The sequence below is a fragment of the Streptomyces lavendulae subsp. lavendulae genome (assembly GCF_002803845.1).
Lineage (GTDB): Bacteria > Actinomycetota > Actinomycetes > Streptomycetales > Streptomycetaceae > Streptomyces > Streptomyces lavendulae.
In genome coordinates this window covers 7,422,771-7,443,145 of the sequence record NZ_CP024985.1, presented here as the reverse complement: position 1 = coordinate 7,443,145, position 20,375 = coordinate 7,422,771, and the positions used below count along the sequence as shown (strand labels likewise).

General features: G+C 76.0%; 18 protein-coding genes. 11 read left to right on the top strand and 7 right to left on the bottom strand.

Annotated elements, in window-relative coordinates; all coding sequences use genetic code 11:
- The first annotated feature begins 27 nt into the window (after positions 1-27).
- Both SLAV_RS43265 and SLAV_RS33300 read left to right on the top strand, forming a co-directional pair.
- Complete coding sequence (locus tag SLAV_RS43265; RefSeq protein WP_030234235.1) at positions 28-3,540, top strand: nSTAND1 domain-containing NTPase; 3,513 nt, start codon at positions 28-30, stop codon at positions 3,538-3,540.
- A gap of 182 nt (positions 3,541-3,722) precedes the next feature.
- A complete protein-coding gene (locus SLAV_RS33300; protein ID WP_158740754.1) occupies positions 3,723-4,109 on the top strand; it encodes an STAS domain-containing protein in 387 nt (128 codons plus the stop codon).
- A 93-nt stretch (positions 4,110-4,202) separates the two neighbouring features.
- Here SLAV_RS33300 and SLAV_RS33295 read toward each other — a convergent pair whose 3' ends face one another.
- Positions 4,203-4,916: an ABC transporter ATP-binding protein gene (locus SLAV_RS33295; RefSeq protein WP_030234230.1), complete on the bottom strand. Its 714-nt coding sequence runs from the start codon at positions 4,914-4,916 to the stop codon at positions 4,203-4,205.
- Between the two features lie 190 nt (positions 4,917-5,106).
- Here SLAV_RS33295 and SLAV_RS33290 point away from each other — a divergent pair, with 190 nt between their 5' ends.
- The 4 genes from SLAV_RS33290 to SLAV_RS33275 all read left to right on the top strand — a co-directional run bounded on the left by SLAV_RS33290 (position 5,107) and on the right by SLAV_RS33275 (position 13,757).
- Positions 5,107-8,376 carry an FtsX-like permease family protein gene (locus tag SLAV_RS33290; RefSeq protein ID WP_051841165.1) on the top strand — a complete coding sequence of 1,090 codons (3,270 nt, stop codon included), beginning with the start codon at positions 5,107-5,109 and terminating at the stop codon, positions 8,374-8,376.
- Positions 8,373-11,174 (top strand): hypothetical protein, encoded by a 2,802-nt coding sequence (locus tag SLAV_RS33285; protein ID WP_100661117.1) that lies wholly within the window; start codon positions 8,373-8,375, stop codon positions 11,172-11,174. Before SLAV_RS33290 ends, SLAV_RS33285 begins: the two co-directional genes overlap by 4 nt.
- Complete coding sequence (locus SLAV_RS33280; protein ID WP_051841031.1) at positions 11,171-12,178, top strand: ABC transporter ATP-binding protein; 1,008 nt, start codon at positions 11,171-11,173, stop codon at positions 12,176-12,178. The genes SLAV_RS33285 and SLAV_RS33280 overlap by 4 nt, the downstream gene beginning before the upstream one ends.
- A 112-nt stretch (positions 12,179-12,290) precedes the next feature.
- Positions 12,291-13,757: a condensation domain-containing protein gene (locus SLAV_RS33275; protein WP_030231270.1), complete on the top strand. Its 1,467-nt coding sequence runs from the start codon at positions 12,291-12,293 to the stop codon at positions 13,755-13,757.
- Here SLAV_RS33275 and SLAV_RS33270 read toward each other — a convergent pair.
- Entirely contained in the window at positions 13,747-14,982 is a 1,236-nt protein-coding gene (locus SLAV_RS33270) for an RNA polymerase sigma factor (protein ID WP_030231272.1), read from the bottom strand. The genes SLAV_RS33275 and SLAV_RS33270 overlap by 11 nt on opposite strands.
- Before the next feature lie 67 nt (positions 14,983-15,049).
- Entirely contained in the window at positions 15,050-15,406 is a 357-nt protein-coding gene (locus SLAV_RS33265; protein WP_030231275.1) for a YciI family protein, read from the bottom strand.
- Between the two features lie 244 nt (positions 15,407-15,650).
- Here SLAV_RS33265 and SLAV_RS33260 point away from each other — a divergent pair, with 244 nt between their 5' ends.
- On the top strand, positions 15,651-16,028 hold the full coding sequence (locus SLAV_RS33260; RefSeq protein ID WP_030231278.1) for a DoxX family protein: 378 nt from the start codon (positions 15,651-15,653) through the stop codon (positions 16,026-16,028).
- Here the strand turns inward: SLAV_RS33260 and SLAV_RS33255 are convergent.
- Positions 16,025-16,510, bottom strand: a complete 486-nt coding sequence (locus tag SLAV_RS33255) for a hypothetical protein (protein ID WP_030231280.1) — start codon at positions 16,508-16,510, stop codon at positions 16,025-16,027. The two genes, SLAV_RS33260 and SLAV_RS33255, sit on opposite strands and share 4 nt — an antisense overlap.
- 62 nt (positions 16,511-16,572) lie before the next feature.
- Here SLAV_RS33255 and SLAV_RS33250 point away from each other — a divergent pair, with 62 nt between their 5' ends.
- A complete protein-coding gene (locus tag SLAV_RS33250) occupies positions 16,573-17,166 on the top strand; it encodes a TetR/AcrR family transcriptional regulator (RefSeq protein ID WP_030231283.1) in 594 nt (197 codons plus the stop codon).
- A 105-nt stretch (positions 17,167-17,271) separates the two neighbouring features.
- Here SLAV_RS33250 and SLAV_RS33245 read toward each other — a convergent pair whose 3' ends face one another.
- Positions 17,272-17,541, bottom strand: coding sequence for a hypothetical protein (locus tag SLAV_RS33245; protein WP_030231284.1), 270 nt, complete (start codon positions 17,539-17,541; stop codon positions 17,272-17,274).
- A gap of 133 nt (positions 17,542-17,674) precedes the next feature.
- Here SLAV_RS33245 and SLAV_RS33240 point away from each other — a divergent pair, with 133 nt between their 5' ends.
- From SLAV_RS33240 to SLAV_RS33230, 3 genes are all read left to right on the top strand, one after another.
- Positions 17,675-18,013: a thioredoxin family protein gene (locus SLAV_RS33240; RefSeq protein WP_030231287.1), complete on the top strand. Its 339-nt coding sequence runs from the start codon at positions 17,675-17,677 to the stop codon at positions 18,011-18,013.
- 142 nt (positions 18,014-18,155) lie between these two features.
- On the top strand, positions 18,156-19,343 hold the full coding sequence (locus tag SLAV_RS33235; RefSeq protein ID WP_030231290.1) for a cytochrome P450: 1,188 nt from the start codon (positions 18,156-18,158) through the stop codon (positions 19,341-19,343).
- 5 nt (positions 19,344-19,348) lie between these two features.
- Positions 19,349-19,543, top strand: coding sequence for a ferredoxin (locus SLAV_RS33230; RefSeq protein ID WP_030231293.1), 195 nt, complete (start codon positions 19,349-19,351; stop codon positions 19,541-19,543).
- Between the two features lie 103 nt (positions 19,544-19,646).
- Here SLAV_RS33230 and SLAV_RS33225 read toward each other — a convergent pair whose 3' ends face one another.
- Positions 19,647-19,853, bottom strand: coding sequence for a cold-shock protein (locus SLAV_RS33225; protein ID WP_030231294.1), 207 nt, complete (start codon positions 19,851-19,853; stop codon positions 19,647-19,649).
- Positions 19,854-19,968: 115 nt separating this feature from the next.
- Positions 19,969-20,337: an HGxxPAAW family protein gene (locus SLAV_RS33220; protein ID WP_030231297.1), complete on the bottom strand. Its 369-nt coding sequence runs from the start codon at positions 20,335-20,337 to the stop codon at positions 19,969-19,971.
- Between the last annotated feature and the right edge of the window lie 38 nt (positions 20,338-20,375).

Below are 20,375 nucleotides of genomic sequence, written 5' to 3'. Positions count from 1 at the left end.
GTCGCGCACCGGGTAGGTTTTCGACCCATGCAACGACGGCCTCTCGCACTGGTGCTCGACGTGCTGCTCATGCTGGTGGGCGCCCTGCTGGGAATCGCGACGAACTACGCGACCAACGTGGAGGGTGAGGTCCCGCTCCCGCTGCGGCTGCTCCGCCAGTGGTCGATACCCCTGGTCGGGATCGGCCTGCTGGCCCTGGTCGGCGGGCAGTTGTGGCTGCGCTGGCTGGAGCGCCGGCCGCCCGCGCCGGCCGCCCGGTGGACCGCCGGACAGCCCCCGTACCCCGGGCTGGAGGCCTTCGGGGAAGAGGACGCGGCCGTGTTCTTCGGCCGGGAGCGGGAGACCGCCGAGCTGGTCGCCCGGCTGCACCCGGCGGCCCCCGCGCGGGCGCACCGGTGCGTGACGGTCGTCGGGCCCTCCGGTTCCGGCAAGTCCTCGCTGGTCCGGGCGGGGCTGCTGCCCGCGCTGACGGGACGCCGCACGCGCTGGAGCGCGTACCCGGCCATCACCCCCGGCACCGATCCGGTCGGCGCGCTGCGCGCGGCCGTGGACGGCGGGCCGCGGGACGGGCGGCCGAGGGTGCTGGTGGTGGACCAGCTGGAGGAGCTGCTGACGCTGTCGGGCGCCGGGGAGCGCACGGCCTTCGCGGAGGCGGTACGGGAGGTCCTGGAGCGGGACCCGCGGCTGTGGCTGGTGGGCACGCTGCGCTCGGACTTCCTGACCGGGTTCCTGGAGGGCCACCTGGCTTCCCTGGTACGGGATCCGGTGGTGATCGGCACCCTGCCCCGGGAGGCGCTGCACGAGGTGGTGGCCCGCCCGGGGGCCGCCGCCGGGGTGGAGTTCGAGGCGGGGCTGGTCCCCCGGATCGTCGACGACTGCGGCGGCGGCGACGCGCTGCCGCTGCTCGCCTACACCCTCCAGGAGCTGTACCGGCGCGCGGGCGGACCCGGGTCGGTGATCGGCCACGCCCTCTACCGGGAGGTCGGCGGGGTCGCGGGCGCGCTCGTCGGGCAGGCCGACCGGATCCGCGCCGAACTCCTGGGCCCCGGCGCCCCGCACGGCGACGACCCGGTGGTGGGGACGCTGCTGCGGCTGGTCACCGTACGGGGCGGGGAGCCGGTCCGCAGACGGGTCGCGCGGGCCGAACTGGCGCCCGCCGAGCGGGAGATCGCCGACGCGTTCGTCGCCGGCCGGCTGCTGACCTCCGACGCCGGGGTCCTCGACCTGGCCCACGAGGCGCTGTTGCGCCGGTGGCCGCCGCTCCACGCGGCCGTCGAGGCCCATGTCGAACGGCTGCGGCAGCGGGGGGCGTGGGAACGCTGGGCGCAGGAATGGGAGTTCGCGGGGCGGGGCGAGGCCTTCCTGCTGACCGGGGAGCGGCTGGCGGACGCGCGGTCCTGGCTGGCAGGGCAGACCGGCGCCCCGTCCGGGCTGGAGGTGTCGCCGCTCGTCGTGGAGTACGTGGACCGCAGCGCCCGTGCGGACGGCGCGGCGCGGGCCGGAACCGCGGACGCGGTGGCGGCCCGGGTGCTGGAGAGCCGGGAGCCGGAGACCGCGATCGGGATCGCCCGCGCGGCGGTCACCGAGTGGGCGCCCACCCCAGGCGCCCTCCAGGCGCTGCGGACCGCGCTCGACGGCTCGCTGCTGCGGTCGGTGCGCGGGGGTTTCGGGGCGGCGGTGACGGGCGCGGCCTGGTCGCCGGACGGGACGCGGCTCGCGGCCTGTTCGGGGGACGGACGGCTGCGCGTGTGGGAGGCGGCCGCGGGTGCCGGGGTGGGGGCCCTGGCCGGGGAGCCTTCGGCGGTGCTCGACGTGCCGGGCGACCGGCCCCGTGCGGTGGTCTGGTCGCCCGACGGGACCCTGCTGGTGTGCGTCACCCGCGGGGCGCGGCTGAGCTCGTGGGAGACGGCGTCCTGGCGGCGCTCGGCGACCGCGCGGCACGGGGCGGACGGGGACGGGGGCGGGCACGGGGCCCTGGCCTTCTCCCCGGACGGCCGTCGGCTGGTGACGGCGGCCGGTGACGGGGTGCTCCGGCTGTGGGACCCGGCCGCGCTGACCCCCGCCGGCACCCGGCCGGCGCCGCCGGGCATGGTGTGGAGCGCGGCCTGGTCCCCCGACGGCGGCCGGCTCGCGGCCGCGGGCGAGGACGGGGTCGTACGGATCTGGCCGTCGGCGGGCCCCGGCGGCCCGGTCCCGGCCGGGACCGCCCACCGGAGCCGGGTCACGGCGCTGTGCTGGTCCCCGGACGGCACCCTGCTGGCCTCCGGCTCGACGGACCGGACGGTGGTGCTCCGGGACGCGGCCACGGGGGCGGCGGTCCGCACGTTCGAGAGCATGGACGGGATCAACTGCCTGGCCTTCTCCCCCGACGGCAACCGGCTCGCCGCCGGTGACCAGCACCGCAACGTGCGCGTCTGGGACCTGCGCCCGGACACGGGCCCCGAGGGGGCGGCGCTCTGGCTCACCGGGCACCGCGAGGCGCTGTACGCGCTCTCCTGGGCCCCGGACGGCCGGCGCCTGGCCACGGCCTCGCACGACGGGACGCTGGCCGTGTGGGACACGGGGGCGCCGCCGACGGTGCTGCGCGGGCACGCCGAGTCGGTGTGGCAGACGTCCTGGTCACCGGACGGCACCCGGCTGGCGAGCGCCTCCGAGGACGGGACCGTACGGGTCTGGCGGGCCCCGGGGTTCGGACCGCCCGAGGTGCTGCCCCTCGGGCAGTGCGCGGGCCTGGCCTGGTCGCCCGACGGCACCCGGCTCGGGGTGGGCCGCCGGGACGGCACGGTGGCGCTGTGGCCGCGCGACGGCGGACCGTCGGCGGTGGAACTGGACGGGCACGGCGCCGAGGTGTCGGCGCTCTGCTGGTCCCCCGACGGGACCCGGGTGGCGACGGCCGCGCGCGACGGGCTCGTACGGGTCTGGGACGCGGCGGGCGGGGCCCCGCTGCGGGTGCTGCGCGGACACCGGGACTGGGTCACCGGGGCCGACTGGTCGCCGGACGGGACGCGGCTGGCGACCTGCGGGACGGACCGCGGCGTGATCCTCTGGGACCCGGACACCGGCGAGCGGCTCGCGACGCTGGAGGGCCACGCCGACCAGGTGTGGGAGGTGGCCTGGTCCCCGGACGGGCGGCGCCTCGCCACGGGTTCCCGCGACCGCACGCTGCGGCTGTGGGACCCGGCGGGCTGCGGGCGGCCCGTGGTCCTGACGGGTCATGAGGACCGGGTCCAGGACATCGCCTGGTCCCCGGACGGGACCCGGCTGGCCTCCGTGTCCCGGGACCGCACGGTCCGGCTGTGGGACCCCGCGGCGCCGACGGCACCGGCCGTCGTCGTGGGGCTGCACGCCGACTGGGTCAACGGCCTGTGCTGGTCCCCCGACGGCACCCGCCTCGCGACGGCCTCCCGCGACCGGACCGTCCGGCTGTGGACCCCGGCGGACCCGGACCCCGCCCCCCTGCTGCGCCTGTCGGCGGCCCGGGTGCTCCATCCGCCGACCCCGGAGGAACGCCTCGCCCACCGGCTCCCGCCGCCGCCCTGACCCGTGCGGAGGGGGCCGCGGACCCGGCGGGACACCGGGGCCCCGCCGCCGGAGGGGCCCCGCCGGCCGCAGGGACCGCGTGGGTGATGAAGATCGCCGGAACGGGTCAGCCGGGCGCCCCACGCGGGTGAAGTGCGCCCGGGCGCCGCTTCCCCGCCGGGGCGCACACCGTTGGGATGGGCATGAACAGTCCCATAAACGCGATAAGCGCCCCGATACTGCCCGCGGCCGGCCCTGCCGACGCCCCGCCCGACCCGGTGCCCCGCATACGGGCCACGCTCCGCGACGGCGTCCTCGCCGTCGGCCTCGCCGGGGAGTTCGACGTCCTCACCTGCGCCCCCCTGCGCGACCTCTTCGCCCAAGGCGCCTCCGCAGGCGCCCGGCGCCTCGTCCTCGACGCCGCCCTCGTCACCTTCTGCGATTCGGCCCTGCTCGACGTACTGGACGCCTGGCCCCGGAGCGGACGCTCCTGGAAGACGTCCGCCACCTCACGGTCCCTGCGGCTCCTGCTGGACCTCGACGCCCGTGTCCGCCCGCGCCCCGCCGACCGGGAGCGGGTGGGCCCGTGACCTTCACGCTCCTCACCCTGGCCCCGCTGCTGCTGGCCGCCCTCCTGGCCCGGCGGCTCCCCCCGCCACCCGGGCCGTACCGCCCGGAGCCCCTCAGCCGGCCGCCTCGGCGATCCTGCCGTCGCGCAACTCCACCACCCGGTCGGCGAGTTCCATCAGCTCCGGATCGTGGGTGGCGACCAGGGCGGTGATCCCCTCGCTGCGCACCACCGCGCGCAGCAGCCGCATGATCGAGCGGCCCGTCTCGGAGTCCAGCTGGCCGGTGGGCTCGTCCGCGATGATCAGGGCGGGCTCATTGGCCAGCGCGCGGGCCACCGCGACGCGCTGCTGCTGACCGCCGGACAGCTCCCCGGGGCGCTGTCCGGCGTGTTCGGCCAGCCCGACCAGGGCCAGCAGGGTGCGCACGCGCTCCTCGCGCTGCTTCGCGGGGACCCCCCGCATCCGCATGGGGACGCCGACGTTCTCCGCGGCGGTGAGCACCGGGATCAGGCCGAAGGACTGGAACACGAAGCCGATCCGGTCCCGGCGCAGGGCGAGCCGGCCGCTCTCGTCCAGGCCCGTCAGATCGGTGCCGTCGAGTTCGACGGTGCCGCCCGTGGGGGTGTCGAGCCCGCCGACCAGGTTCATGAGGGTGGTCTTGCCGGATCCCGACTTGCCTTTGAGCGCGGTGAGTTCACCCCGCCGCACCTCGAACGAGACGCCACGCAGGGCGTGTACGGTGCGGGCCCCGCTCCCGAAGCTCCGCCGGAGGTCGCGCACCACCACCATGGGTGTGACGGCGGTGGCACTGACCTGCTGCTGGGTCATGGTGGGCTCCCCCTCGGATCGGCGGGCGGCGGCGCTGCCCCGGAGAGCGCTTCCGACACTCTCCCGCCCTCACGTCCGAATTTGCTCATCTGTCACATCCATCACGCAAGTACCTTCCGATACTTGATCGGATCTGACAGCATCGTCCGCTATCCGGGGCCTCAAGTCCGGACGGGGGAGGAACAGGCACATGCTCGGCTTCGTCATGCGCCGGCTGCGCGGGCGCTGGCCGCTCGCCGTCGCCGTAGTGCTCACCGTGCTCATCACCACCACCGCGCTGACCGCCCTGCTGGCGTTCACCCGGAGCGTCGGCGACGCGGGCATGCGCCGGGCCCTGACCGGACCGGAGCGGGCGCGCACCGCCCTGGTGCTCACCGGCGAACACGCCCTGCCCCAGCGTCCCGCCGACGACGCGGCCGTGCGGGCCTTCGCGGACCGGGTCTTCGGCTCCGTGCCGACCGGCTCCGAGAGCGTGGCGCGCAGCCGCTCGTACGGGCTGCCCGGCGAACGGGCCCCCGGCAAGGACGCCGACCTCACCCTGCTCGCCGCCCTGTCCCGGGACCGCGTACGCCTCCTCGCCGGCCACTGGCCCGAGGCGGTCGGCCAGAACCCCGGCAGGCTGCCGGTGGCCCTGCCCACGGCGGCCCTGACCCGCCTCGGCCTGACCCCCGAGCGGCTGCCGGCCGAGGTCCGGCTGGAGGACCGCCTGGGCGGCGCCCCGCTGGACGTGCTCGTCACGGGCGTCTACCGGGCCGCCGAGCCGGACGCCCCGTACTGGCGGCTCGACCCGCTCGGCGGACGCGAGGTGCAGGTCGGCAGCTTCACCACCTACGGCCCGCTCCTCGTCGACGACTCGGCCTTCACCGCGGGCGGCCTGCCGCAGAACAGCCGCGCCACCCTGCTGACCCCCGACTTCACCGGTACGCCGCGCTCCGCGGTCGAGGCCGTGCGCGGCCGGGCCGCCGAGGCCGAGACCACGCGCCCCTCGGGGCTGACGGTGAGCGGCGGCCTGGCCTCCTTCATCGCGGACCTGCAGTCCGGCCAGCGGGTCGCCCGCTCCACCCTGCTCGTCGGCGCGCTCCAGCTCTCCGTGCTGGCGTCGGCCGCCCTGCTGCTGGTGGCCCACCTGCTGAGGGAACGTCAGGAGCCCGAGCGGGTCCTGCTGACCGCGCGCGGCGCCTCCCGCCGCCGCCTGGGCCTGCTGTCCACCGCCGAGTCGCTGTTCCTCGCGCTGCCCGCGGCCGTGCTCGCCCCGCTGCTGGCCCCGCTCCTACTGGGCCTGACGGGCCGTTACGGACCTCTGGCGCGGGTGCCGTTGGACGCGGGCGGCTCCTGGCTGCTGTGGCCGGCCGCGGCGGTCTGCGCGCTGTTATGCGTCCTGCTGACCACGCTGCCCGCCGTGCTGCGCGGGGCCACGGCCGCCGCCCTGCGGCGCGGCGGCCGCCGCAGGGCCGTGGTCTCCGGCTTCGCCCGCTCCGGCGCCGACCTGGCACTGGTGGCCCTCGCCGTCCTGGCCTACCGGCAGCTCTCCCGGTACAGCGGTGGCGAAGGGGACGCCCCGGCCGGCGGCGGGGTACTCGGCGTCGACCCCGTCCTGGTGGCGGCCCCGACGCTGGCGCTGTGCGCGGGCACCCTGCTCGTCCTGCGGCTGCTGCCCTTCGCCGCCCGGCTCGGCGGGCGGATCGCCGCCCGGGGCCGCGGGCTCGGTCCGGCGCTGGTCGGCTGGCAGCTGGCCCGCCGGCCGCAGCGGGCCACCGGGCCGGTCCTGCTGCTGGTGCTCGCCGTGTCCAGCGGGGTGCTCGCCCTCGGCCAGCACACCGCCTGGTCCGCCTCCCAGCGGGACCAGGCCGACTTCGCCGCCGCCGGCGGACTGCGGATCACCGGCGGCGACCTGGCTCCGATGGGCCGCGCGGGCCGGTACGCGGCCCTGCCCGGCGGCGACCGGATCGTCCCCGTGATCCACGACGAGGTGGCCCTGCCGGGCCGCAAGCCCGGCCGGCTGCTCGCGCTGGACTCGCGCACCGCCGACCGGCTGCCGCTGCGGGCCGATCTGCGCGACGGACGGCCGATGGCCGCACTGTTCGCCCCGCTGGCCCTGCCACCGGCCACCGCCGCCGGACGCACGGCGGGCGGCGACGGGATCGACCTGCCCGCGACCCCGCGGCGCATCGACCTCGACGTGACCGTGACCGCTCCGGCCGCCCCCGCGACGAGCGGCCGGCCGTCCCTCGCACTGCTGCTGCGCGACCGGTTCGGGCTCACGTACCGGACCCCGGCCGCCGCCCTCCCGGAGAACGGCGACGGCACCGTCTCCGTCCAGCTCGACCCGCTGACCGGATCCCCGCTGGGGTCCGCCGCCGGGCCGCTGAGCGTCGTGGGCATGGCGATGTCCTACGGGGCCGAGCCGGCCTGGTTCGATTCCAGCACCCTGGCCGACGTCGCCGGGGACCTCTCCGTGCGCCGCGTCTCGGTGAGCGGGACCCCGGACGGACCGGGGGTGCACGTGGCGGCCACCGCGCCCGACTGGAACCTGCGTACCCCCGAGGTGTCCAAGGGGGAACCGGCCGCCGACCTGCGGCCCGCCGGACCGGACCTGCTGCGGCTGCACTACCGGGGCCGGCCCGGAACGCCCGTGCAGATCTCGCTGAGCCCGGGCGGGCCCCCCGCCGAGCTCCGCGGGGTCGCCACCCGCGGGTTCCTCGCCGCCATGGGGGCCTCCGTGGGCGACCACGTCTCCGTCCGGCTCGGCGTCACCACCGTGCAGGTACGCGTCACCGCCGCCGTCGGGTCGCTGCCCGTGGCCGGTGACACCGCCCTGGCCGTCGACCTGAACGCCGCCGCGCGCCGGCTCGCCGCCGAGGACGCGCAGCCCCTGCCCACCGCCGGCGAATGGTGGCTGCCCGCCGCCTCCCCGGGCGACCCGTCACCGGCACGGGCCGCCGCCGCCCTGCGCGCGGGCGCCGGCTCGCAGAAGGCGGTGCTGCGCGAGGAGGTGGCCGACGCGCTGCTCCAGGACCCGCTGAGCGCGGGCCCGCAGGCCGCGCTGGCGGCCCTGGCGGTGGCGTGCGCGGTGCTCGCCGCGATCGGCTTCGCCGCCTCGGCGGCGGCCTCGGGGCGGGAACGGGCCCGGGAGCACGCGATCCTCTCGGCCCTGGGCGCCTCGCGGCCCCGGCTCGCCGGGACGGCCGCCGCCGAGGGCTGCCTGCTGGTGGGCCTCGGAACGGCCGTGGGCGCGGGCCTGGGCGCGGCGATCGTCCACCTGGTGGTGCCGCTGACGGTCCTGACACCGGCCGCGCGGCGGCCGGTGCCCGGAGTCGTGGTGGGCCTGCCGACCACCCAGACACTGCTGCTGGCCCTCGCGGTCGCGGCGGTGCCCCTGCTGTCGGCGGTGCTCGGCGGCCGGGGCGGGCGGACCAACCGAGGCGCAGCCGCGCGGCTGCGGTACGTGGAGGAGATGTGACCACCCCGCCCCCCGGCCCGGAAGGCACCCCGCCCCCCGACCGGAGCACCCCGCCCACCCCCCGTCGCGCCGCCGCCACCCCCGCCCGCGCCCCGCGGGGTGCGTCCGGTGCGGCCTGGGTATGGACGCGGCTCCGGGCGATGCCCCTGGCCGCGGGACTCGCCGCGGCGCTGGCGTTCGTCGCCGTACTGCTGGCGGCCGCCCTGCCCCGGGCCCTGGACCGGGGTGCCGATGACGCGGTGCGCTCCTACCTGGAGCAGCAGGGCCCGGGCCCGACCAGCCTGTACGCCAGCGCCCGCACCCTCCCCGGCCCGCGGACCCCGCAGTCGCTGGACTCCGTCCTGGCCGACCTGCGCGCGCGGACCGGCGGGGGGACCGGCATCGACCTGGCGGCGACCGGCCCGGTCCACGGCACGGTCACGGTCACCCCGCAGCCCTTGGCCAACACCGAGCTGAAGATGATGCCGGGCGATCCCCCGCCGCCCACCAAGCTGAGCCTCCTGCACCTGCCCCGGGTCGCCTCCCACGCCAGGATCGTGGAGGGCCGCTGGCCCGGCGGCGCGACCGCGGGCGCCCCGGTGCCCGTCGCCCTGGCGAAGAGCGCGGCCGAGACGCTGGACGCCCGGATCGGCACGGTCCTGAAGACCCAGTCCGCCGTGGGGACCCCCTTTCTCGCGGAGATCGTGGGGCTCTACGCCGCCGACGATCCCGCGGACGTGTACTGGGACGGCCTGCCCTGCCCCACCGCGGCCTGTCTGACGCCCCGCTGGTGGGTCACCGCCCTGGTGGGGGCCGAGGGCGTCGAGCGCCTCGGCGAATGGGGCGGCACCGTACAGGACTTCTGGCGGCTGCCCCTGGACACCGGCGCGGTCCGCGCCGACCGGCTGCCCGGCACCTCCGCCGCCGTGGCCTCGTACCTGGCCGGGCCCACCGCGGCGGGCCTGCGGGAGAGCACCGGCCGCGCGCAGCTCCAGGTCACCTCCGAACTGCCGCGGCTGTTCGCCCAGGCGCAGGCCCGCCGGCAGGCCGCCGCTCCGCTCGCCGCCCTCGGCCCCGCCGGACTGGCCGGGGAGGCCCTGGTGGTGCTGTGCCTGGCGGCGGGGCTCGGCGCGGACCGCCGTACGGCCGAACTGCTGCTGTTGCGCGCACGGGGCGCCTCGCGCCGCGGGATCGTCCGCAGGCTCCTCGCGGAGGGCGCGGTCACCGTGCTGCCCGCCGCCGCCCTCGCCACCGCCCTGGCCTTCGTACTGCTGCCGGTCCCCCGGCCGGGACCTGCCCTGATCGCGGCCGGGGCCGTCACCCTGCTCGCGCTGCTGGCCTTCCCCGTACGGGCCTTCGTACTGCTGTCGGGGCGCGGCGGGCGGGCTCCGCGCCGGCGGCTGGTGGCCGAGCTGCTGGTGCTCGCCGCCACCGCGGCCGCGGTGGCGGAGGTCGGCCGCCGCGGGGTCGCCCCCGCCGGGGCGGGCCTGGACCCGCTGCTGGTCGCCGCCCCGCTGCTGCTGGCCCTGTGCGGGGGCCTGCTGCTGGCCCGGCTGCTGCCCGTGCTGGTACGGGTCCTGTCGCACGCGGCGGGACGCGGCCGGGGACTGATCGGGTTCCTGGGCCTGGCCCGTGCGGCCCGCGGTGGCGGCGGCGGATCCCGGCCGTCGGTGCTGCCGTTGATCGCGCTGCTGCTGGCCGTGACCACGGGCGGCTTCGGGGCCACCGTCCTGGCCTCCGTGGACATCTCGCGCCACCAGGTGGCGCGGGCCGCGATCGGCGGTGACGCCCAGGTCGCCGCGCCGCCGCTGGGCACGGTCCCGGAGGGGTTCGGCAAGGCGGCCGCCGGGCTGCCCGGCGTACGGACCTCCGTCCCGGCCTGGGTCGACAACTGGGGGTTCCTCCTCGACACCCAGCAGGGCTCCACCCAGGTCACGGTGGTCGTCGCGGACCCGGTCACGTACGCGGAACTGTCCCGGGCCGTGGGCCGGGGGCGGTTCGAGCCGGGCCTGCTGGTCGGCGGGGGCGGCGCCGACGCCCCGCTGCCCGCGCTGTTCGGCAAGGGCCTGGCCGCGCGGATCACCGGCGGCGGTGTCCGGGAACTGCGCTTCAGCGACGACAAGACCCTGCCGGTGCGGGGCGTCGGCGTGATCGACGGCACGCCCGCGCTGGCCGGCGCCGCCGCGAACGTGGTGGTGCTCCCCGCCGGGCCGACGGCCGCCCGCCTGCCGCGGACGGCGCAGGCCACCCACTGGTTCGCCCTCGGCTCGGTCGAGGAGGGCCCGCTGCGCGCGCTGCTCGGCTCCACCGTCCCGAAGGGCCAGGCCGACGCGTACATGGTGCGCACCGGCTCCGCGGGGGCCGCGGCCCTCGCCGCCGACCCCCTCCAGGCCTCGGCGACCGGGCTGTTCTGGGGTTCCCTCGCCGGGGTGGCGGCCTTCGCGCTGCTCGCCGTACTCCTGAACCTGGTACGGGCCGCTCCCGAGCGGGCCGCCCTCCTCGCCCGGTTGCGGACCATGGGGCTGCGGCCCCGGCAGGGCGTGGCGCTGATCCTGGCGGAGTCCCTGCCGCAGACCCTGGCGGCCGCGCTCGGCGGCGGCCTGGTCGCGGCGGCGGCCGTCGCCCTGCTGGGTCCGTCCGTGGACCTGTCCACGCTGGTCGGCTCGGCCGTGCCCACGGGCGTACGGCTCAGCGTGTGGCCCGTGCTCGCGCAGTCGCTGGGCCTGGCCGCCCTGCTGGTGCTGACCGTGGTCGCCGAGGCGGCGATATCGGGCCGGCGCCAGATCACCACCGAGTTGAGAGCGGGAGACCCACGTTGAACAGCGAAGCGCCCACCTACGAGGAGCTGCGGAACGCGGCGCTGGCCGCCGCCGCGCCGCGGACCCGCTCCGAGGGCACCGCCATCGCCTGCGACCGCCTCGTGCGGATCTTCACCTCGGCCGGGGTCGAGGTGCAGGCCCTGCAGGGGCTGGAACTGACCGTGGCCCGGGGCGATCTGGTGGCCCTGGTGGGCGCCTCCGGAAGCGGCAAGTCGACCCTGCTGAACATCCTGGCGGGCCTGGACGTGCCCACGGCCGGCACGGCTTCGGTGGGCGGCTACGACCTGCTGGAGATGTCCGCGCGGGACCGGCTGCGCTACCGCCGCGAGACGGTGGGCTTCGTCTGGCAGCAGACGGCGAAGAACCTGATGCCCTTCCTGACGGTCGCTCAGAACATCGCGCTGCCGATGCAGTTGAAGGGCGGCAGGCGCGGCGGGGCGGCGGCCCGGCGGGCCGGGCGGGTCGGCGAGCTGCTGGAGGCGCTGGAGATCGGCGCACTCGCGGACCGCCGTCCGGGCGAGCTCTCCGGCGGGCAGCAGCAGCGCGTGGCCATCGCCGTGGGGATGGCCAACGAGCCGGCGGTGCTGCTCGCGGACGAGCCGACGGGCGAACTGGACTCGGAGACCGGCGCCGCCGTCTTCGAGGCCTTCCGCACCGTCAACCGGGAGCTGGGGGCGACGGTGGTCATCGTGACCCACGACCCGATGGTGGCGGGCGAGGTCCGCCGGACGGTGGCCATCCGCGACGGCCGCACCAGCAGCGAGGTGCTGCGCCGGACGGTCACCGACGAGCACGGGACGGAGTCGGTCAGCGAGCGCGAGTACGTGATGCTGGACCGCACGGGCCGGGTGCAGCTGCCGCAGAAGTTCCTGGAGGCGCTGGGCATGGAGCACCGGGTCGCGGTCGACCGGGCGTCCGATCACATCGAGGTCCGCCGCGACGACGCGGAGGACCCGTACGAGGGGGACGGCGCGGGCGGCGGCGCGGAGCCTGCCGCACCCTAGGAGTTCCCTTCCCCGCCCTCCCCGGGACCGGTCATCGGGGTGCGGGCGTCACTTCCGTGGTCCGGGTGTCGTTAGGCGCTCGGGGTCGGATCGGGGGCGAAGGGATGACGGAATGCGGCAGTTTCCTCTGGAGTTGCGCCACGTGGCGCCGGGGCGCGTGGTCGAGTGGCGGTTGCGGTCGACGGCCGGGCCGGCGGGCGCGGACGGGGGTGACCCGGCCGGCAGGAGGGCCTCGTTCAACCAGGACAAGCACTTCACCGTCGCCGAGGAGAGCCGCGGCGCCGACGACCCCGTCGCCTCGTGGCTGGCCATCACCTTCGAGGTCGAGGGCGCCCTGGACGAAGTGGCCCTCGCCCGGGCCCTGCTGGGCTTCGTCCGGCGGCACGAGGTGCTGCGCTGCGAGTTCCGGCGGCTGGCCGGTGAGCTGGCGTGCGAGCCCCTGGCCCCCGGCGAACTCGCCCTGGAGGCCGAGCACGTGGCCTCGTTCGACTCGGCGGAGCGGCTGCGCGCGTTCCTGGTGGAGCGCTTCAAGCGCAGCATCGACACCCTGTCGTGGCCGCTGTTCACCATGGGGGCGGTGCTGCGCCCGGACTCCGCGACCGTGTACCTCGCCTTCGACCACATCGTCTGCGACGGCATGTCGATGCCGATCGTGGTCCGCGAGGTGATGACGGCGTACGAGGCCCTGCGGCGCGGCGAGGAAGGGGCCCTGCCGCCGGTCCCCAGCTACCTCGACTTCGCCGAGGAGCAGCGCCGCCGCTACCTCTCCATCGACGCGGACGACGAACGCCTGGACTACTGGAAGTCCTTCATCGCCCGCAACGGGGAGTTCTTCCCCCGCTTCCCCCTGGACCTGGGCGTCGAGCCGGACCGGATGTACCCGATCGTCAACGAGGCCTCGTCGCTGCTGGATCCGGCCGAGGCCGAGGTGTTCGAGAAGACCTGTCTGGAGGTGGGCGCGAAGCCGTTCATGGGGCTGCTCGGTTCGGTCGCCGTCTGTCTGCGGGACGCCGGCGGTCCGGGCGTCTACCGCGGGTTCATGCCGGTGAGCGAGCGCGGGCGCGGTTCCTGGAACGACGCGGTGGGCTGGTTCGTCAACACCATGCCGATCGAGTTCGACGCCTCCCCCGGCCGCGACTTCGCCCAGGTGATGGCGGCGGTCCGGGCGGGCTTCGGCGAGATGATCGCCCACATCGACGTGCCGTTCGTGCGGGCCTGGGAGCTGCTGGCGCCGCAGGAGTTCGCCGCCCGTTCCTGGCCGTACCCGGTGAACTTCTTCTCGTACATCGACATGCGCAAGTGCCGGGGCGCGGAACGCCACCACGAGTGGCGGCCCGCCACGCACGTGTGGTCGGCGCGCGCCAACGGGGCCTGCTCGTGGTTCCAGCGGGACGCGGACGGACTGCACATGAACTCGCTCTACGTGGACACCGCGGCGGCCCGCCGCACGATGGGCGACTTCCAGGACGCGCTGCGCGAGACCGTGCGCAGCGTCGCCCGTACGGGCGGGTTCCGCCGGCCGGGCCGGCTGGCCGGGCCGCGGCGGTCCGCGGAGCAGGCGGCCCCGCTCAGGGCCTGACCTGCGGGAGGGCGGCGGCGCGGGCGAGCAGCAGGTCCCGTTCGCGGGCGTTGCGGGTGAGGGCGGCCGCCCGCTCGAACTCGGCGCGGGCCTCCGGTCCGCGTCCGAGCCTCTCCAGCAGGTCCCCCCGTACGCTGGGCAGCAGGTGGTAGGAGCGCAGGGCGGGCTCGCCGGCGAGGGCGTCGACCAGCGGCAGGGCCGCGGCGGGGCCTTCGGCCATGGAGACGGCGACGGCCCGGTTGAGTTCGACGACGGGTGAGGGCACCAGGCGGACGAGCCGCCCGTAGAGGGCGGCGATGGTGGCCCAGTCGGTGTCCTCGTAGCGGACGGCCGCCGCGTGGCATCCGGCGATGGCCGCCTGGAGGGAGTACGGGCCGGTGCCCGCGCGGTGCAGGGCGTCGACTCCGCGCCGGATGAGGAGCCGGTTCCAGCGGGCCCGGTTCTGGTCGGCGAGCAGCACGGGCTCCCCGTCGGGGCCGGTGCGGGTGGCGGTCCTGGAGGCCTGGAACTCCAGGAGCGCGCAGAGTCCGTGGACCTCGGACTCCTTCGGCATCAGGGCGGTCAGCACCCGCGCCAGGCGCAGGGCGTCCTCGCACAGGGCGGGCCGCAGGAGGTCGTCGCCGGCGGTGGCCGCGTAGCCCTCGTTGAAGATCAGGTAGATCACTTCGAGGACGGAGGCGAGCCGCTGTTCGCGGTCGGCGCCGTACGGGACCTCGTAGGGCACCCCGGCCTTGGCCAGGGCCCGTTTGGCCCGGACGATGCGCTGGGCGACGGTGGGTTCGGAGGCCAGGAAGGCGCGGGCGATCTCCTGGGTGGTGAGGCCGCCCACCAGGCGCAGGGTGAGCGCGATCCGGGCCTCGGTGGCCAGGACCGGATGGCAGGCGGTGAAGACGAGGCGCAGCAGGTCGTCGTCGATGTCGTCCGGGGCCGTGGGCTCGGCGGGCGGGGGTACGTCCTCCAGGGTGCGGCCGACCTCCGCGAGCTTGCGCGCGTAGGTCTCCCTGCGGCGGACGAGGTCGACCGCCCGGTGCTTGGCGGTGGCCATCAGCCAGGCACCGGGCCGGTCGGGGACTCCGGAGAGCGGCCACTGTTCGAGGGCGGCGACCAGGGCGTCCTGGGCGAGTTCCTCGGCGATGCCGACGTCCCGCACGATGCGGGTGACGCCGGCGATGATCCGCGCGGACTCGATCCTGAACACCGCTTCGACCGCCTGGGCCGTACTCACTGCCGTCACGGCCACCCATCAGAGCAGCCGGGACGGAGCGGGGCAAACGCGGAGCGGGCGCGGAGCGTCACATCTCCTGGATCTGGCGCAGTTCGGCGCCGACGTGCCAGTTGGTGGGGTGGATCGAAAGGAACCGCTTGGTCCACTCCAGGGCCTCGGCCTTGTCCTTGCACTGGAGCAGGGCGTAGCCGCCGACGACCTCCTTGGTCTCGGTGAAGGGCCCGTCGGTGAAGCTGAGCTTCCCGCCGGACCAGTCGACCCGGGTGCCCTCGGAGGTGGGGAGCAGCCCGGCGGTGTCGAGCATGACCCCGGCCTTGGTGATCTCCTCCATCAGAGCGCCCATGCGCTCCTCGAAGTCCGCGGGGAAGCCGTCGGTGGGCAGGTCCTGCTCGTCGATGCGGATCAGGCTCAGGAAACGCGGCATGGTGACTCCTCGGTCGGGAGGGCGGGGACGTTCCCCGCCTCTCACCCCTGCGTCGAACGGGAGGCGCCCGGATCGACAGCTCCGGGAAAATTCTTCGAAGATTTCCTGCGGACGGCCACCCGACGGCAGCCTGACGGCCGCCGGACGGCCGCCGGACGGCCGCCGCGGGGATGTCCCGGGCCCGTACCGGCCGGGGCTACTGCCGAGTAGGATCGCGGCCCCAGGCCCCTCCGAGAGGATCCCGATGCCCCGCACCCCCTCCTCGCCGATCCTGCTCGCCGGCCTCCTGGCCGGGGCGGCGGTGGCCCACGCCGCCCTGCCGAAGCAGTTCGACGCCATCGTGCCCCGGGCCCTGCCGGGCACCCCGCGCCAGTGGACGTACGCGAGCGGCGCGGCCGAACTGGCACTGGCCGTCGGCGTGGCCCATCCGCGCACCCGCCGGGTGGCGGCGCTGGCGACGGCGGCGTTCTTCGTCGGCGTGTTCCCGGCGAACGTGAAGATGGCGGTGGACGCCCGCCGCCGCTCGCCGGCCCTGCGCGCGGTGGCCGTCGGCCGGCTGCCGCTCCAGGTCCCGCTGGTGCTGTGGGCCCGCAGCGTGAGCCGGTCGGCGGCCGCTCGCTAGCGCGCGAGCGCGCGGAGCAGGCGTACGTACGGACTCCAGCGGGCCGGGCGGGCCACCGTGCCCGTGCAGGCGGCCTCGGCGCGGTCCAGACTGTCCTCCAGGCAGGCGTCGTGCATCGGCCGGAAGGCCAGGGGCCAGGTCAGGCGCGCCGGGCCGCTGGTCCTCATCGCGAGGGTGTGCCGCAGCACGGTGCGCTCCCCGTCGACCGGCAGCGCCGCGTACTCGTGGAAGCCGTGGAATCCGCGCGGCCCGCCGAAGGCGAAGCGGACCCAGGTCCCGGGCACGTACGCGGTGACCGTGTAGCGGACCGGGCCGTGCCCTCCGGTCGCGCCGACCGCGAGCGGGCGGTCGAACTCCACCGCGGGCCAGTCCGGGTGCGGCCAGAGCCGGTCCGCCGCGCCGCCGGACAGGCTGTCGATGAGCGCGCCCACCTCGTCCGCCGTGGCCTCCAGCAGACGCTCGTGCACGTTGTAGACGCCCACGCGTCCTCCCCTCGCATTATTAGAGACCAGTCTCTAATAATGTGGAGAGTACTCTCTGATTCATGGCGAGACCACCCCGCTTCGACACCGACCAGTTCCTCGACGCCGCCGTCCGGCTGGCCGCCTCCTGCGGACCGGCGGGCGTGACCATGTCCGCCGTCGCCCAGGCGATCGGCGCGCCGAGCGGATCCGTGTACCACCGCTTCCCCGGCCGTGCGGCGCTGCTCGCCGAGGTGTGGCTGCGTACCGTCGAGCGCTTCCAGGATGGGTACTCAGCCGCGCTCGGCAGCTCGGCCGACCCCCGTACGGCGGCCCGCGCGGCCGCCCGGCACGTCGTCTCGTGGAGCCGCGCCCATCCGCAGGAGGCCTCGCTCCTCCTCTACGGCGCCGCGGAGTTCGGCCGCGCCGACTGGTCCGAGGAACACCGGGAACGCGCGGACCTGGGCAACCAGCGCGTGTTCGGCTCCCTCGGAACCCTCGCCGAAGCCCTCGGCGCGGGCAGCCCACAGGACCACGAACGCGTGGTCCTGGCCCTGGTCGACCTGCCGCTGTCCGTGGTCCGCCGGCACCTGCGCGCGGGGCAGCCGCTGCCGGCGCACGCAGAGGACCTCACCGAGGAATCCGCCGCAACCCTGCTGGCCGCCACCCGGCCCTGATCCGTCCGGATCCGGCGCATCCGATCGGCGGGCGGCGGCGGAAGAGACGTGCAGGGCCCCCGGTCACACGTCGGCGGATCGGGGGCCCGTCCGCACGTCCCGCCGCTACCGGCTGTCGCCCGACCAGTCCCAGTGCTCCCCGTCGCCGGGCCGACGGCGGTAGTGAGCCCGGCCGCCCGGCCCGTAGCGCCCTATCTCGGTGGGCAGCCGGGCCTCCTCGGCCAGTTGGCGCGCGCTCCAGCCGGTGACGTCGAGGAGCAGCCCGTCGAGGGGGCCGCCGACGAGTTCGCCGTAGCTGTGGCCCGGCCGTGGGCCCGGGTCGGGGTCGTCGTGGTCGCCGCCGTAGACCCGGCGCCGCAGCATCCTGTCGTCCATGGGGCCAGCTTCACAGGCGGCACTGACAATCCGGCCCGGTCCGGCCTTCCGGCGGCCCCCGCCCGACCCGCTCCCCCGGCTCGGCGCCGCCTAGGCTGACGGTCACGCGGACGAACGACCGAGGAGCACCCCCATGACCCGTCGGGTACACCGGCCACTGGAGAACGAAGAGTTCGACTTCATCGTCGGCATGGCGGAGGGCCCGGTGCTCGTCTGCTTCACCGGCACCTGGCCGAAGGCCGTCGAGGCCTGCCGGGCCATGGAGGGCCTCCTCGCGGAGCTGGCGCGGGAGTACGGGAGCCGCCTGACCGCCGTCCGCGCGGACATCACCCGCTGCCCCGGAGCGGTCCTGCGCTACGGGGTGACCGGCGCCCCCACCGTCGTCCTGCTGCGGTCCGGGGAAGCGGTGGCGACGCACGCCGGTCCGATGACGGGGGACGAGTTCCGGACCTTCCTCGACACCCACCTGTGAGCCGGAGCCCCGGCGGGGCCGGGAAAGCGCGCCCGGGTGAACCTGGGCAGACTGGCCGAAAGTGGCATAGGTAAGATAGGTGCCTCAGGCATGTAATGGAGTCCGGCGAGACGGAACCATCGCTTGCGAGGTGTTGCTTTCCATGTCCGATGCCGTTGCCTTCCCCCAGGACCGCACCTGTCCCTACCACCCGCCGGCCGCCTACGGGCCCCTCCGGGAGGCGCGACCCCTCTCCCGGGTCACCCTCTTCGACGGCCGCTCCGTATGGGTGGTCACCGGCCACGCGCAGGCGCGGGCCCTGCTCTCCGACCCGCGCCTGTCCACGGACCGCACCAAGGAGTCCTTCCCCACGCCCACCCGGCGGTTCAAGGGGCTCCAGAACCGGCGCACCGCCCTGCTCGGAGTGGACGATCCGGAGCACAACGCACAGCGCCGGATGCTGATCCCGAGCTTCTCGGTCAAGCGGACGGCGGACCTTCGGCCCAGGATCCAGGAGACGGTGGACGGGCTGATCGACGCGATGGTGGCGGCCGGACCGCGCGCCGAGCTGGTCGGCGCCTTCGCCCTGCCGGTGCCCTCCATGGTGATCTGCGCGCTGCTCGGCGTGCCCTACGAGGACCACGAGTTCTTCGAGGCCCAGTCGCGCAGGCTGCTGCGCGGCCCCGAGCCCGCCGACGTCGAGGACGCCCGCCACGAGCTCGACACGTACCTGGAGGCGCTGATCCGGCGCAAGCGTACCGATCCGGGCGACGGACTGCTGGACGAACTCGTCGCCACCCGCCTGGAGACCGGCGAGACCGACATCGAGGAGCTGGTCTCCCTGGCCACGATCCTGCTGATCGCGGGCCACGAGACCACCGCGAACATGATCTCGCTCGGCACCTTCACCCTGCTGCGCCATCCGGAGCAGCTGGCCGAGCTGCGGGCCGACCCCTCGCTGATGTCGGAGGCGGTGGAGGAGCTGATGCGCTTCCTGTCCATCGCCGACGGCATGCTGCGGGTGGCCACCGAGGAGATCGCGGTCGGCGGGGTCACCATCCGGCCGGACGACGGGGTGGTCTTCTCCACCTCCGTCATCAACCGCGACGAGGCGGTGTTCCCGGAGCCGGACGCCCTCGACTGGCACCGGCCGACCCGGCACCACCTGGCCTTCGGCTTCGGCATCCACCAATGCCTGGGCCAGAACCTGGCCCGCGCGGAGATGGAGATCGCACTGGGGACCCTGTTCCGGCGCCTGCCGGGCCTGCGGCTGGCGGCCGAACCGGACCGGATCCCGTTCAAGCCCGGGGACACCATCCAGGGCATGGTCGAACTCCCCGTGGCCTGGTGAGCGGCGTGCGGATCTCGCTCGACCAGGGCCGCTGCATCGGCGCCGGCCAGTGCGCGCTGACCGCGCCCCAGGTGTTCACCCAGGACGACGACGGGATGGGCGAGGTGCTGCCGGGACGGGAGGACGGACACGGCAGCCCCCTCGTCCGGGAGGCCGCGCGGGCCTGCCCCGTCTCGGCGATCACCGTGGCGGAGGACTGACGGACCGGACCCGGCTCCGGCCGACGGCCCGCCACCGCGCGGGAGCCCCCGCCGGACGAACGGCGGGGGCTCCCCTCACGGGCCGGGCTCTCGTGAAGCGGCGCTAGCCGATCGTGACCACCTGTTCCGCCTGGGGCCCCTTGGGCCCCTGGGTGACGTCGTACTCGACCTTCGCGCCTTCGGCCAGCTCCTTGAAGCCGGTCGTCTGGATGGCGGAGAAGTGCACGAACACGTCGGGGCCGCCGTCGTCCTGCTGGATGAAGCCGAACCCCTTCTCCGAGTTGAACCACTTCACGGTGCCTGTTGCCATCTGGCTGATCCTTCTCAACGTTCCACTCGGGCCGCACGTGCGGCCGTCTCGATCCTGCCCACCCGTCACGCGGGCCACACCCCGAGCGCGGCCAACCGGGGGTGGACCGGGACGTTCACGCGTCGCCGTCCCCGGCGGGCAGCGACACCGCGGAGCGGGGGGTGAGGGCCGCCGCGGCGGCCCTCCGGGGCCCGCCGGCCCGGCAGCCCAGGCAGTCCGCGTGCCCCGTGCGGGCGGCGGTGTCCCGGACCCGCCAGTCCCATTCGGCCTCCGGGCGGGGCCCGCTGGGCTTGCCCCATCCGGCGAGGTGGAGGAGCCAGGTGACCAGCCCGGCCAGCAGGACCACTCCGAGGCCCAGCCAGACGCCGGGGGCCCAGCCGGCGCAGACGGCGAGTCCGGCTCCGGTGGCGCCCAGCAGGGCCAGGGCGGTACCGGTCCAGCCGGCCACGGTGTGGCCGAGGTCGACGTGTCCGTGCGCGCTCATGACTTCTCCTCGGAGGTACGGACGGCGGTAGGCTCGGA